8 protein-coding genes are annotated in these 13,892 nt (G+C 63.1%); 4 read left to right on the top strand and 4 right to left on the bottom strand.

What is annotated here, in order from left to right; translation table 11 throughout:
- Positions 1-42 precede the first annotated feature (42 nt).
- On the bottom strand, positions 43-930 hold the full coding sequence (gene galU / locus OKW20_RS26280) for a UTP--glucose-1-phosphate uridylyltransferase GalU (RefSeq protein WP_043610659.1): 888 nt from the start codon (positions 928-930) through the stop codon (positions 43-45).
- A 398-nt stretch (positions 931-1,328) separates the two neighbouring features.
- Between galU and OKW20_RS26285 the strand changes: the two genes are divergently transcribed.
- A complete protein-coding gene (locus tag OKW20_RS26285) occupies positions 1,329-2,549 on the top strand; it encodes a lytic murein transglycosylase (RefSeq protein ID WP_429176852.1) in 1,221 nt (406 codons plus the stop codon).
- Positions 2,550-2,685: 136 nt separating this feature from the next.
- Positions 2,686-3,936 (top strand): SGNH/GDSL hydrolase family protein, encoded by a 1,251-nt coding sequence (locus tag OKW20_RS26290; RefSeq protein WP_429176855.1) that lies wholly within the window; start codon positions 2,686-2,688, stop codon positions 3,934-3,936.
- A gap of 87 nt (positions 3,937-4,023) precedes the next feature.
- On the opposite strand, the gene OKW20_RS26295 is transcribed toward OKW20_RS26290, so the two are convergent.
- Positions 4,024-5,481 carry a glutamate synthase subunit beta gene (locus tag OKW20_RS26295; protein ID WP_043610662.1) on the bottom strand — a complete coding sequence of 486 codons (1,458 nt, stop codon included), beginning with the start codon at positions 5,479-5,481 and terminating at the stop codon, positions 4,024-4,026.
- Positions 5,482-5,589: 108 nt separating this feature from the next.
- Complete coding sequence (gltB, locus tag OKW20_RS26300; protein WP_429176858.1) at positions 5,590-10,314, bottom strand: glutamate synthase large subunit; 4,725 nt, start codon at positions 10,312-10,314, stop codon at positions 5,590-5,592.
- Between the two features lie 554 nt (positions 10,315-10,868).
- Here gltB and OKW20_RS26305 point away from each other — a divergent pair.
- Positions 10,869-11,915 carry a threonine aldolase family protein gene (locus tag OKW20_RS26305; RefSeq protein ID WP_429176861.1) on the top strand — a complete coding sequence of 349 codons (1,047 nt, stop codon included), beginning with the start codon at positions 10,869-10,871 and terminating at the stop codon, positions 11,913-11,915.
- Between the two features lie 9 nt (positions 11,916-11,924).
- Here the strand turns inward: OKW20_RS26305 and OKW20_RS26310 are convergent, their stop codons facing one another.
- Positions 11,925-12,782: a LysR family transcriptional regulator gene (locus OKW20_RS26310; protein WP_192450748.1), complete on the bottom strand. Its 858-nt coding sequence runs from the start codon at positions 12,780-12,782 to the stop codon at positions 11,925-11,927.
- A 95-nt stretch (positions 12,783-12,877) separates the two neighbouring features.
- Between OKW20_RS26310 and OKW20_RS26315 the strand changes: the two genes are divergently transcribed.
- Entirely contained in the window at positions 12,878-13,870 is a 993-nt protein-coding gene (locus OKW20_RS26315) for a bile acid:sodium symporter family protein (RefSeq protein WP_429176864.1), read from the top strand.
- Positions 13,871-13,892 lie beyond the last annotated feature (22 nt).

The following is a 13,892-nucleotide window of genomic DNA, read 5'->3' on the forward strand; positions in this document are numbered from 1 at the left end:
CCGATGGACGCGGCCTTTCTGCCTTCGAGAAGAGAAAGCCGATTACTTCAGGCTGCCGAGCAGGCTCTTCAGCGGACCTTCCACGGTCGGGCGGATGTCGCCACGCTCGAGCGCAAACGCAACGTTGGCCAGGATGAAGCCGTCCTTGGCGCCACAGTCATAGGTATCGCCACGGAAGTGGTAGGCGGCGAACTGCTGGTTGTCGGAAAGCTTGAGCATGCCGTCGGTCAGCTGGATCTCGTTGCCAGCGCCGCGCTCCTGCTTTTCGAGAATCGGGAAGATCTCCGGCTGCAGGATGTAGCGGCCGTTGATGAAGAAGTTCGACGGGGCAGTGCCCGGTGCCGGCTTCTCGACCATCTTGGTGATCTTGAAACCTTCGCCGACCTTGTCGCCAACGCCGACGATACCGTATTTGTGCGCCTGATCCGGAGCACATTCCTCAACCGCGATGACGTTGCCGCCGCTCTGTTCATAGAGCTCGACCATGCCCTTGAGGCAGCCCTTCTCGCCCTTCATGATCATATCGGGCAGAAGCAGCGCAAACGGCTCGTTGCCGACGAGATCACGGGCGCACCAGACCGCGTGGCCAAGGCCAAGCGGCGCCTGTTGGCGGGTGAAGCTTGTGGTGCCGGCCTTCGGCAGGATGCCGTCGAGCAGCGCGATCTCGGCCTTCTTGTTGCGCTCGCGGAGCGTCTGGTCGAGCTCGACCTGGATGTCGAAGTAGTCCTCGATCACCGCCTTGCTGCGGCCCGTGACGAAGATCAGATGCTCGATACCGGCTTCCAGCGCTTCGTCGACCACATATTGAATGACCGGCTTGTCCACCACCGTCAGCATTTCCTTCGGCACGGCCTTGGTCGCCGGCAGGAAACGGGTGCCCAGTCCTGCGACCGGGAACACGGCTTTGCGGACTTTACGCTTGTCGGTCATCGATACCTCCTTGAAAGGATTTCACTCATAACTCTTGCCGAATGGTCCTGGACGTCAATCCGTCCCGAACCATACAGCGCTCCGTAATGGAGCCGCAATCTCTATGCCGTCAGCTGAACACAGCATGAACCGACGAAACAAATGCATATGCGAACTCCACGACCAAGGCTTGACATTTTCTGTGGCCGAAGACGCCACCACATTTTCATGGTAAAGGGTTTGTTGACCACGTTTCTGTAGATTCGTTGCAATCCGGCAATGCAACAAGCGCGGCCGGATCCGAACCAGGAGCCGCCGACGAGTGCCCCCACCGTCGAGGCTGGCCCCAGACTGCCACCTTGCGGAGTGATTCGGGCCATGACGGCCGAAACTCCGCAGAGAAACGGAACCGACAGCTGATGATCAGAAACCGCAGGACGTTTTTCCGTCATATCGCAGCCGCCCTCGTCCTATCCGCCGCCACCCTCGGCACCGCGCCTGCGCGCGCCGATACCGGGTTCCAGAACTGGATCAACGAGTTTTACGCGACCGCCGCCCAGGCAGGCATCACCAAGGCAACCTACCGCCAGGCCTTTGCCGGCGTGAAGTCGCCCGACCAGACCGTGATCGACAAGGCCAACTACCAGCCGGAGTTCAAGCACAAGATCTGGGAATATATCGATTCCCGCGTGAACCCCTACACCAAGCGCGTCGGCCAGGAGATGGCGACCAAGCACGCCCGCACGCTGAACGCGCTGGAGAAACACTTCGGCGTCGACAAGACCATTCTGCTGGCCATCTGGTCGATGGAGTCCAACTACGGCGCCGTGCTGGAAAAGGACGACCGTCTGCACTACGTGCCGCGCGCGCTCGCCACCCTTGCCTATGCGGATCCGAAGCGGTCGAACTATGCCAAGAAGCAGCTGATCGCCGCGCTGAAGATCCTGCAGAAAGGCGATATCACCCCGCGTGAGCTGACCGGCTCCTGGGCGGGCGCAATGGGCCACACCCAGTTCATCCCCACGAGCTACCTGCTCTATGCGGTCGACGCAGACGGGAACGGTCACCGCGACATCTGGAATTCCGTACCGGACGCGCTGGCAACCGCCGCCAACCTTCTGAAAAAGAACGGCTGGCAGCCGGGCGAGACCTGGGGCTACGAGGTCGCACCGCCGGCCAATGCCGCGAAGTATTCCGGCCAGACGAAGACGCTCAAGGAATGGGCGTCGCTCGGTTTTGCCCGGCCGAACGGCAAGGGCTTCCGCAATGGCAGCACACGCGCCGAACTCAAATTGCCGAGCGGTGGCCAGGGCCCGGGCTTCCTGATGACCAAGAACTTCTTCGTCATCAAGCGCTACAACGCGTCGGACAGCTACGCGCTCGGCGTCGGCCTGCTTGCCGACCAGATCGCCGGCTACCAGGGGATGCAACAGCGCTGGCCGCGCCCGGACGGATCGCTTGATATCAGCGAGAAGTTCGAGTTGCAGAACCGCCTGAAGGAGCTTGGCTACTACAGCGGCGAAGTCGACGGCAACTTCGGCTCCGGCTCCAAGGCCGCGATCCAGGCGTTCCAGTCGAAGAACGGGCTGGCGCCGGATGGAGAGCCGACCCAGATGCTGCTGCGGGCGCTACGCAACTAGCAGGCTCGAAACGGTTTCACGATCTACGTATCCGTGAGATAAAAGACCGAAAAGGCGCGCTGCATTCCCTGCGGCGCGCTGATCCGTGACAGCGGCCAGGCGCCGCCGGAACACGTATGAACGGGCAGAAAAGCAGATGACGAGCAAGCGCAGCAGGCAACAGGGCCGGACGCCGTTCGGGATTGCGACGATCATGATCGCGCTTGCGGCCATGCTCACCGTCAGCCTGTTCGCCAGCTTTGCCGAGGCGCAGGAGCGGGTGCAGCGGCGCAATCTGTTCCAGATGCTCTTTGGCGGACTGAGCCGCGAGCGGCCGGTCTATGAGGACCGGGACTATTTTCCCGAACAGCCGCGCCCGAAGCGCCAGCGCCAGCCGCAACAGCGCCAGAAGGGCCTGGGTCAACAGAAGCAGAAGCCGAAACCTGCCGACACCGCTGCCCCGGCGCCCGTGGTGGTGGAAAAGGCGCCGGATGCCAAGAAGGTGCTCGTCGTCGGCGACTTCATGGCCGGTAGCCTTGGCGACGGCCTGAAGACCGCCTTCGAGATGACGCCCGGCATCACCATCGAGACACGCGCGAACGGCTCGTCCGGTCTCGTGCGCGAGGACTATTTCAATTGGCCCGGCACGCTGCCGGGCTATGTCGGCGAAGTGAAGCCGTCGGTCATCATCATCAGCCTGGGCGCCAATGACCGACAGCAGATGCAGATCGGCAGCACCAAGGAGAAGTTCCGCTCCGACCTTTGGACGGAAGAATATCGCAAGCGCGTCAACGCGCTGGCAGCCCTTGCGCGCAAGGAAAAGCTGCCGGTTCTCTGGGTCGGCATGCCACCATTCCAGTCGGCCGCCATGACCGCCGACATGGTCACCTTCAACGGCATCTACCGCGAGGAAATCGAGAAGGTCGGTGGCCAGTTCGTCGACATCTGGGACGGTTTCGTCGACGAGGGCGGCAAATTCGTGCTGACCGGGTCCGACATCAACGGCCAGCAGGTGCGCCTGCGCGGCGCCGACGGCGTCAACCTGACCAAGGCGGGCAAGCGCAAGCTCGCCTTCTATGTGGAGAAGGACATCCGCCGGCTGCTCGGCGATGCCGCCGCAACCGACAAGAACGTACCGGGCGCCGACGAACTCAAGGACCTTGTGGTGACCGCACCGCTCGGCAACGAGGATATCGTCAAGACCCAGCCGATCGGGCTGACCGATCCGGCGCTCGATGGCGCCGCGTCCCTGCTCGGCAGCGCAGCACCGGACAAGGGCAACGGCAAGAGCCCGCGCGACCTGCTGGTGGGCAAGGGCGACGTCGCCGCCGCCCCGGCCGGTCGCGTCGATGACTTCCGCCTGTCGAAACCGAGCACGGTGATCAGCAACCCGGTGATCCGGAACTAGATCGACGAACAGTCGGCCTTCTGGCCCGGCCACAAAAAAAACCCCGCATCGCTGCGGGGCTTTTTTCATGCTTGGGAGTGAACTTGCTTAGCGCGGCAGGGTCGTCGAGCCCATCAGCGCCTCGTCGATCGCGCGCGCCGCCTGGCGGCCTTCGCGGATCGCCCAGACGACGAGCGACTGGCCGCGGCGCACGTCGCCGGCGGTCCAAAGCTTGTCGACCGAGGTCTTGTAGTCACGCTCGTTGGCAACGACGTTGGTCGAGCCGCGGCGGTCGGTGTTGAGCGTCAGCTTGTCGCCGAGGTCCTTGATCACGCTGTTGGTGAAGGGACCGCTGAAACCGATGGCGATGAAGGCGAGATCGGCCTTGATGATGAACTCCGTGCCGGCGACCGGCTTGCGGCGATCATCCACCTGGCAGCACTTCACGCCGGTGAGGTTGCCGTCCTCGTCGCCGATGAATTCGAGCGTCGCCACCTGGAACTCGCGGATCGCACCTTCGGCCTGGCTGGAGGAGGTGCGCATCTTGGTTGCCCAGAACGGCCAGACGGCAAGCTTGTCTTCCTTTTCCGGCGGCTGCGGGCGGATGTCGAGCTGGGTCACCTTGACCGCGCCCTGGCGGAAAGCGGTGCCGACGCAGTCGGACGCGGTATCGCCACCGCCGACGACGACGATGTGCTTGCCGCCGGCAAGGATCGGCTGCGACGGCCAGCCGACGCTGTCGATGTTCTCACGGCCGACGCGGCGGTTCTGCTGGACGAGATAGGGCATCGCATCATGAACGCCAGCGAACTGAACGCCGGGGATGCCCGCGTCGCGCGGAGTCTCGGAGCCGCCGCAGTAAAGCACGGCGTCGTGATCGTCGAGCAAGCGCTGCATCGGGACATCGACGCCGACATTGATGCCGCAATGGAAAGTGACCCCTTCGCCGCGCATCTGATCGACGCGGCGATCGATGAAGTTCTTTTCCATCTTGAAGTCCGGGATACCGTAGCGCAGCAGGCCGCCGGGCTTGGTCTCGCGTTCGTAGACGTGAACCTCGTGGCCGGCGCGGGCAAGCTGCTGGGCCGATGCCATGCCGGCAGGTCCCGAGCCGATGACCGCAACCTTCTTTCCGGTCTTGGTGACGGCCGGCTGCGGCACGATGTAGCCCATCTCATAGGCCTTGTCGGCGATCGCCTGCTCGACGGTCTTGATCGCGACCGGCGTGTCTTCAAGGTTCAGCGTGCAGGCTTCCTCGCACGGCGCCGGGCAGACGCGACCGGTGAATTCCGGGAAGTTGTTGGTCGAATGCAGGTTGCGGATCGCCTCGTCCCAGTTGCCGTTGTAGACGAGGTCGTTCCAGTCCGGGATCTGGTTGTGCACCGGGCAGCCGGTCGGGCCGTGGCAATAGGGGATGCCACAGTCCATGCAGCGTGCGGCCTGCTTCTGCACTTCCGGTTCTGACATCGGAATGGTGAATTCGCGAAAATGGCGGATGCGGTCGGACGCCGGCTGGTACTTTGCCACTTGCCGGTCGATCTCGAGAAATCCAGTTACCTTACCCATCGTTTCATCCTGAAAGCTTTGCGTCTGAACAGGCGCTTTTGACAAGCGCGCGTGAAGGGCCCCCGAACCGATCTGCAATGAACCGGGAGCCTTGGTCACCGGGGCCTCCTATTCAGCCGCCTCTGCCATTTTCATGCGTTCCATATCCTCAAGCGCACGGCGGTATTCGACCGGCATGACCTTGCGGAATTTCGGCCGGTAATCCGTCCAGTGGTCGAGGATCTCCTTCGCCCGGGGCGAACCCGTGTGGTGAAGGTGATTGGAGATGAGCTGATAAAGCCGCTCCTCGTCGTGGCGTGTCATGTCGCCGGACACGTCGACCATGCCCTTATGCATGATGTCGCCGCCGTGATGGTGCAGCTTCTCCAGCATGTCGTCCTCTTCCGGAACCGGTTGCAGCTCGACCATCGCCATGTTGCAGCGACGGGCGAAGTCACCTTCCTCGTCGAGCACATAGGCAACACCGCCCGACATGCCGGCCGCGAAGTTACGGCCCGTCCCGCCGAGCACGACGACGACGCCGCCGGTCATGTATTCGCAGCCGTGGTCACCCACGCCCTCGACGACCGCGACAGCGCCGGAGTTGCGCACGGCGAAACGTTCACCGGCCACGCCGTTGAAGTAGCATTCGCCCGAGATCGCGCCGTAGAGCACGGTGTTGCCGACGATGATCGACTCCTGCGGGACGATCGTCGCGTTTTCCGGCGGACGGACGATGATGCGACCACCCGAGAGACCCTTGCCGACATAGTCGTTGCCGTCACCCACGAGATCGAAGGTGATGCCGCGTGCCAGGAACGCGCCGAAGGACTGGCCGGCCGTGCCCTTGAGGGTCACGTGGATGGTGTCGTCCTTCAGGCCCTTGTGGCCCCAGCGCTTGGCAAGCGCACCCGCAAGCATCGCGCCGGCCGACCGGTCGACGTTCTTGATCTCGGCTTCGATCTTGACCGGAGCCTTGGTTTCGAGCGCGACAGTTGCTTCCTTGATCAGCTTGCGGTCGAGAACGTCGTCGATCGGGTGCTGCTGGCGCGTGGTCCAGTATGTCTCTTCCTTCTTGGCTTCCACCTTGTGGAAGATCTTAGAGAAGTCGAGGCCGTTGGCCTTCCAGTGGGCAAGCGCGCTGTCCTTTTCGAGCAGCTCGGACGCGCCGACAATATCGTTGAGCTTCTTGACGCCGAGCGACGCCAGGATCTCGCGCACTTCCTCGGCCACGAAGAAGAAGTAGTTGATGACGTGCTCGGCCGTGCCTTTGAAGCGCTTGCGCAGCACCGGATCCTGGGTCGCAACGCCGACGGGACAGGTGTTCAAGTGGCACTTGCGCATCATGATGCAGCCGGCGGCGATCAGCGGTGCGGTCGCAAAGCCGAACTCGTCGGCACCGAGCAGCGCGCCGATGATGACGTCGCGGCCGGTCTTCAGACCACCGTCGACCTGAAGGGCGACGCGCGAGCGTAGGCCGTTCAGCACCAGCGTCTGCTGGGTCTCGGCCAGGCCGATTTCCCAGGGGCTACCGGCGTGCTTCAGCGAGGTCAGCGGCGAAGCGCCGGTGCCGCCGTCGAAGCCGGCAACGGTGATGTGGTCGGCGCGCGCCTTGGCAACGCCGGCGGCAACCGTGCCGACGCCGACTTCCGAGACGAGCTTGACCGAAACGTCGGCTTCCGGATTGACGTTCTTCAGATCGTAGATCAGCTGCGCCAGGTCTTCGATCGAATAGATGTCATGGTGCGGCGGCGGCGAAATCAAGCCGACGCCCGGGGTCGAATGGCGGGTCTTGGCAACCGTCGCATCGACCTTGTGGCCGGGCAGCTGGCCACCTTCGCCGGGCTTGGCACCCTGCGCCACCTTGATCTGCAGCATGTCGGCATTGACCAGATACTCGGTGGTCACACCGAAGCGCCCGGAGGCGATCTGCTTGATCGCCGAACGTTCCGGGTTCATCGAACCATCGGGCAGCGGCAGGTAGCGGTCGCTTTCCTCGCCGCCTTCGCCGGTGTTCGACTTGCCGCCGATCCGGTTCATGGCGATCGCCAGCGTCGTATGCGCCTCGCGGCTGATCGAGCCGAAGGACATGGCCCCGGTGGAGAAGCGCTTGACGATATCGACGGCCGGCTCGACCTCGTCGACCGAGATCGGCTTGCGGCCAAGGGCCTCGGCGCTCTTGATCGTGAACAGGCCACGAATGGTGTTCATGCGCAGCGCCGAGTTGTTCACCATCTCGGCGAATTCGCGGTACCGGTCCTCTGCGTTGCCGCGAACTGCATGCTGCAGCGAGGCGATCGCGTCGGGCGTCCAGGCGTGGCTTTCGCCGCGCATGCGGAAGGCATATTCGCCGCCGATGTCGAGCGAGTTGGCGAGAACCGGGTCGGCACCGAAGGCCGCCTTGTGGCGGGCGACGGTTTCGGCGGCGATCTCTTCGAGACCGATGCCTTCGATCGTCGTCGCCGTGCCGAAGAAGAACTGGTCGACAAGCTTCGACGACAGGCCGACGGCGTCGAAGATCTGCGCGCCGCAATAGGACTGGTAGGTCGAGATGCCCATCTTGGACATCACCTTGAGGATGCCCTTACCGACGGCCTTGATGTAGCGGTAGACCACTTCGCTGCCGTCGACTTCCTTGGGGAACTCGCCACGCTTGTGCATGTCGGTGAGCGTATCGAAGGCGAGGTAGGGGTTGATCGCCTCGGCGCCGTAACCGGCGAGCAGGCAGAACTGATGCACTTCCCGCGGTTCGCCGGATTCAAGCACGATGCCGACCGACGTGCGCAGACCCTTGCGGATCAGGTGGTGGTGCACGGCGGCGGTCGCAAGCAGCGCTGGGATCGCCACGCGGTCCGGACCAACCTGGCGGTCGGAGAGCACGATGATGTTGTAGCCGCCCTTTACCGCCGCTTCGGCGCGCTCGCAGAGCCGGTCGAGCATTTCCGGCATGCCTTCGGCACCGCGCGAAATGTCATAGGTAAAGTCGAGCGTCTTGGTGTCGAAACGATCCTCGGTGTGACCGATCGAGCGGATCTTTTCGAGATCGCCATTGGTCAGGATCGGCTGGCGCACTTCAAGACGCTTGGCATGCGCCATGCCTTCGTGGTCAAGGATGTTCGGGCGCGGGCCGATGAAGGAGACGAGGCTCATCACCAGCTCTTCGCGGATCGGGTCGATCGGCGGGTTGGTGACCTGCGCAAAGTTCTGCTTGAAATAGGTGTAAAGCAGCTTGCGCTTGTCTGACATCGCCGAGATCGGCGTGTCGGTGCCCATCGAGCCGATTGCTTCCTGGCCGGTCGTCGCCATCGGCGACATCAGGATCTTGGTGTCTTCGAGCGTGTAGCCGAAGGCCTGCTGGCGGTCGATCAGGGACACGTCGCGGCGCAGCGCACGCGGCTCCACCGGCTTCAGCTCCTCGAGGATCAGCTGGGTGTCTTCGAGCCACTTGCTGTAGGGGTGTTTCTGCGCGAGCGAGGACTTCACCTCCTCGTCGGAGATGATCCGGCCCTGTTCCATGTCGATCAGGAGCATCTTGCCCGGCTGCAGGCGCCACTTCTTGACGATCTTGTCTTCGTCGACCGGCAGCACGCCAGCTTCCGATGCGAGGATGACGCGGTCGTCCGAGGTGACGATGTAGCGGGCCGGACGCAGACCGTTGCGGTCGAGCGTCGCGCCGACCTGGCGACCGTCGGTAAAGGCGACCGCGGCCGGGCCGTCCCACGGCTCCATCAGCGCCGCGTGGTATTCGTAGAACGCCTTGCGTTCAGGCGACATCAGCTGGTTGCCGGCCCAGGCCTCGGGGATCAGCATCATCACGGCATGCGACAGCGAATAACCGCCCTGCACGAGGAACTCGAGCGCGTTGTCGAAGCAAGCGGTGTCCGACTGGCCCTCGTAGGAGATCGGCCAGAGCTTGGAGATGTCGTCGCCGAAGAGCGGCGAGGATACAGAGGCTTGGCGCGCCGCCATCCAGTTGACGTTGCCGCGCAGCGTGTTGATTTCGCCGTTGTGCGCTACCATGCGGTACGGGTGCGCCAGCTTCCAAGACGGGAAGGTGTTGGTCGAGAAGCGCTGATGGACGAGCGCCACCGCACTTTCGAACCGCGGATCAGCCAGGTCCTTATAATAGGCGCCGACCTGATAGGCGAGGAACATGCCCTTGTAGACGATCGTCGAGGACGACAGCGACACCGGGTAGAAGTTGCTCTCCTCGCCCTTGTATTCGTCATAGATGCGGTTGGAGATCACCTTGCGGAGCGTAAAGAGACGGCGCTCGAACTCGGGGTTCGTGGCGGCGTCACGGCCGGCGCCGATGAAGATCTGGACATGGCGCGGCTCGGTCGCGGCGATTTCCGGCGCCTTCGACAGCGACGAATTGTCGACCGGCACGTCGCGGTAACCGATGAGCACCTGGCCCTCTTCGGTAACGACGTCCTTGATCACCTGCTTGAAGTGTTCGACCAGCGCATCGTCCTGCGGCATGAAGATGTGGCCGACGGCATATTCACCTGCCTTCGGCAAGGTGATGCCTTGCTTGGCCATTTCCTCGCGGAAGAAGCGGTCGGGAATCTGCACGAGGATGCCCGCACCGTCACCCATCAGCGGGTCGGCGCCGACGGCACCGCGGTGCGTCAGGTTTTCGAGCATGAAGAGACCGTCGCGCACGATCTGGTGCGACTTCTGGCCCTTCATATGGGCGACGAAGCCAACGCCGCAGGCGTCATGTTCGTTGCGCGGATCGTAAAGACCCTGTTTTCGCGGCAGGCCAGTCGGGAATGCGGGCGTTTTTTCAGCCGTCGCAACGCTGTGTGCGAGGTTGAGCCCAGATTGCTGTGATGGCGAATGATCCGTCATCGTTTTCCCTCCTGTTGAACCCGGCACCGCCGGGCATGGCACCGCCCGCGCATGACTCTTCGTTGCGTGCAAAGACACGCCGAAAAGCCGGGGCACTCATCGTCTCATGATCCTGATCAGGTCGCAAATAAGCACGGCATCATCAGGCACTGATGTCTGCGACCATCCTGACGGCAGGCGATAACAACCGGATGAAATCCGGTTAATCCTCCCGCTGCGCACGCCGGCTGCCACTTTTTTAGGCACTCACGGCGATTGTTCCGGTCCCTAGACCGAAATAGGACAGCAAACCTGTCCTATTTCATGTGCTCTATGCCAGAAACCACCCCCCTCCGCAAGAGGCATATCAGCAAATAATGGAGAAGATTTTGCCGAACATTGCCGGAAATTTCCGGCTTTTATAATTTAATTACGGCATATCGTCGTTTTCTTCATTTTGGTTTCAAACTGGTCTCCTGTTGGCCTTTCGGCCTCTCACCGTGATTGATCCGGCTATAAACTCGGCTAAGGTCGGCAAAAGCCGTCGAAATGACGGTGAAACAGGGTGAGAAGTGATGATTTTTTCGTCTGATAACTGGGCTGGCGCCCATCCCGCGATCGCCGAAAGCCTGATGGCGCATGCCGGCGGCTACGCATCGGCCTATGGCACCAGCGAGCTCGACCGGAAGGTGGAAAAGAAGTTCGCGGAGATTTTCGAAAGGGAGGTCGCCGTCTTCTTCGTCGGCACCGGGACGGCCGCCAATTCGCTGGCGCTGGCAACAACCAACCGCGCCGGCGGCGTCGCCTTCTGCCATCGCGAGGCCCATGTCATCGCCGACGAATGCGGTGCGCCCGAGTTCTTTTCGCATGGCGCCCGACTGAAACCCGTCGACGGACCGCGGGGCAAGATGGAGGCCTCCCGCCTTGAAGCCGAGATCCGCCGCTTCCCGCTCGACAACGTCCACGGCGGCCAGCCCAGTGCAGTATCGCTGACGCAGGCGACGGAAAGCGGCACGGTCTATTCGCTCGCTGAGATCGAGGCGATCTCGGCCGTCGCCAAGGCGCACAAACTACCGCTGCACATGGACGGTGCGCGCTTTGCCAATGCACTCGTCAGCCTGGGCACGACGCCCGCCGAAATGACCTGGAAGCGCGGCGTCGACCTCGTTTCCTTCGGCGGCACCAAGAACGGCTGCTGGTGCGCCGAGGCGCTGGTGCTGTTCGACCTCTCCAAGGCGCATGAGATGCACTTCCTGCGCAAGCGCTCCGCCCAGCTCTTTTCCAAGTCGCGCTTCGTCTCGGCGCAGTTCGACGCCTATTTCGCCGGCGATCTCTGGCTGAACCTCGCCCGTCACGCCAACGCCATGGCCACACGCATGGCCGAAGGCATTGCCGCCTCCAAGTCGAGCCGGCTTGCCTGGCAGGCCGATGCCAACGAGGTCTTCGCCATCATCAGCAAGGATGTGGCGACGAAGCTCAGGAAGGATGGCGCCGTCTTCTACGACTGGCCGGTGCCGCACGATCTTGAGGGCAAGCTTGCCAAGAACGAGGGCCTCTATCGCCTCGTCACCAGCTTTGCGACCAAGGCCGAGGACGTCGACCGCTTCGTCGCCGGCTGCTGAGCCCTTCCCTCAACCCTGCCCTTGCAGGGTCCTCAGATTGGCGAGGATTTCGACCGAGAGCGCCGCACTCAGCTTTCGGTCGACGCCCTTGCTCGGCACCAGCACGAATTCCACGTCTTCGAGCGGCGGCAGGAGGCCGGCGGGGATTTCCTTCAGCCCTGACGGCACCATGCTGCGCGGTTGCACGAGCACGCCCATGCCGGCGCGGGCCGCTGCCGTCAGGCCGCTGAGGCTGCCGCAGGTGCACACGATCCGCCACGGCAGGCGGTTCCGGTCAAGCACTTCGAGCGCGACGCTGCGGGTGATGCTCGGCGGCGGAAAGGCGATCAGCGGCAGCACCTTGTCGCGCTTGATCCTTTCCGGATCGCGCGCCAGCCACACCAGCGGTTCGCGATAGACGAGTTCGCCTCTAAGGTCGCCGAGCCTGCGCTTGGCGAGCACGAGATCGATTTCGCCATTGTCTTGCATCTGGTAGAGCACGCCACTCAGTGCCACTGTCAGCTCGAGGTCGACCGACGGGTGGGCGCGCACAAAATCTTCGAGCACCGCCGGCAGCCGGCTCATGACGAAATCCTCGGAGACCCCGAGGCGGAGACGGCCGCGCAAGCTGCTTTCGGCAAACAGCGCCCTCACCTCGCCGTCGATCGCCAGCATCGAGCGCGCATGGGCAAGCAGCGCCTGACCGTCCGCCGTCAGCGAAACGCGGTGCGTGTCGCGGGCAACCAGGGTGCGTCCAAGCGAGGCCTCGAGCCGCTGGATATGCTGGCTGACCGTCGATTGCCCGAGCGACAGTTTTTCCGCCGCAAGCGTGAAACTGCCCATCTGTTCGAGGGCGACGAAACTGCGCAACTGCACGAGATCCAACATGGCTCATCTCATTTCGTGATAACTGTTATTCCTTGCATCCTGCTTCACAATGAGCGATCCCCGCAAGACGTTCGTTAACGAGCAAGTGAGCTGATATGCGCCGCTACCTTCCCGATACCTTCACGATCCTGCTTCTGGCGACGGTGCTGCTTGCATCCGTCCTGCCGATCCATGGCGAGGCAACCGAGTGGTTCGGACTGGCGACGAAGGTGGCCGTCGGCATGGTCTTCTTCCTGCACGGCGCGCGCCTGTCGCGCGACGTGGTGATCGCCGGCATCCTGCATTGGCGGCTGCATCTGACGATCCTTGCCTCGACCTTCGTGCTCTTCCCGCTGATCGGCCTTGCGATCGGCTTCGTGCCGGATTCGATCCTGCCGCAGTCGCTCTATACCGGCATCCTCTTCCTCTGCGTGCTGCCCTCGACGGTGCAGTCGTCGATCGCCTTCACCTCGATGGCCGGCGGCAACGTGCCGGCGGCGATCTGCTCGGCGTCGGCCTCCAACATTTTCGGCATGTTCCTGACGCCGCTTCTCGTCGGGTTGCTGTTTTCCGCCGGCGGCCACGGCACCGTCACGCTCGACGCGGTCAAGCAGATCCTGTTGCAGCTGCTCGCTCCCTTCGTCATCGGCCAGATGCTGCAGCCCTTGATCGGCAACTGGATCCGCGCCCGCAAGGGACTGTTGGCGCCGGTCGATCGCGGCTCAATCCTGATGGTCGTCTATCTCGCCTTCAGCCAGGCGGTGACGTCGGGCCTGTGGCAGACGTTCTCGCTGACCGATCTCGGTGTGCTCGTCATCATCGAAATCGTCATGTTGGCGCTTGTGCTCGCGGTCACCATGTATGGCAGCCGCTTGCTCGGCTTCGACAAGGCCGACGAGATTGCCATTACCTTCTGCGGCTCGAAAAAGAGCCTGGCGAGCGGCGTGCCGATGGCAAGCGCCATCTTCGCCGGTCAGAACATCGGCGCGATCGTGCTGCCGGTCATGCTCTTCCACCAGATCCAGCTGATGGCCTGCGCCGTGATCGCGCAGCGCTATGCCGCCCGGAAAGCGGCGGCTTCCGCGGTGCCGGTGCCGGCCCAGCCCTGATCCAGCCCCGATTGATCCGACA

Source organism: Ensifer sp. LBL, from assembly GCF_050435225.1.
In the GTDB taxonomy this organism is placed as follows: Bacteria; Pseudomonadota; Alphaproteobacteria; order Rhizobiales; family Rhizobiaceae; genus Ensifer.

What these genes read in the sequence shown, in the direction of transcription:
- OKW20_RS26285 (WP_429176852.1), top strand. Translation starts at nt 1,329, where the DNA reads ATGATCAGAAACCGCAGGACGTTTTTCCGTCATATCGCAGCCGCCCTC.
- OKW20_RS26290 (WP_429176855.1), top strand. Translation starts at nt 2,686, where the DNA reads ATGACGAGCAAGCGCAGCAGGCAACAGGGCCGGACGCCGTTCGGGATT.
- OKW20_RS26310 (WP_192450748.1), bottom strand. Translation starts at nt 12,782, where the DNA reads ATGTTGGATCTCGTGCAGTTGCGCAGTTTCGTCGCCCTCGAACAGATG.
- galU (WP_043610659.1), bottom strand. Translation starts at nt 930, where the DNA reads ATGACCGACAAGCGTAAAGTCCGCAAAGCCGTGTTCCCGGTCGCAGGA.
- OKW20_RS26305 (WP_429176861.1), top strand. Translation starts at nt 10,869, where the DNA reads ATGATTTTTTCGTCTGATAACTGGGCTGGCGCCCATCCCGCGATCGCC.
- gltB (WP_429176858.1), bottom strand. Translation starts at nt 10,314, where the DNA reads ATGACGGATCATTCGCCATCACAGCAATCTGGGCTCAACCTCGCACAC.
- OKW20_RS26315 (WP_429176864.1), top strand. Translation starts at nt 12,878, where the DNA reads ATGCGCCGCTACCTTCCCGATACCTTCACGATCCTGCTTCTGGCGACG.
- OKW20_RS26295 (WP_043610662.1), bottom strand. Translation starts at nt 5,481, where the DNA reads ATGGGTAAGGTAACTGGATTTCTCGAGATCGACCGGCAAGTGGCAAAG.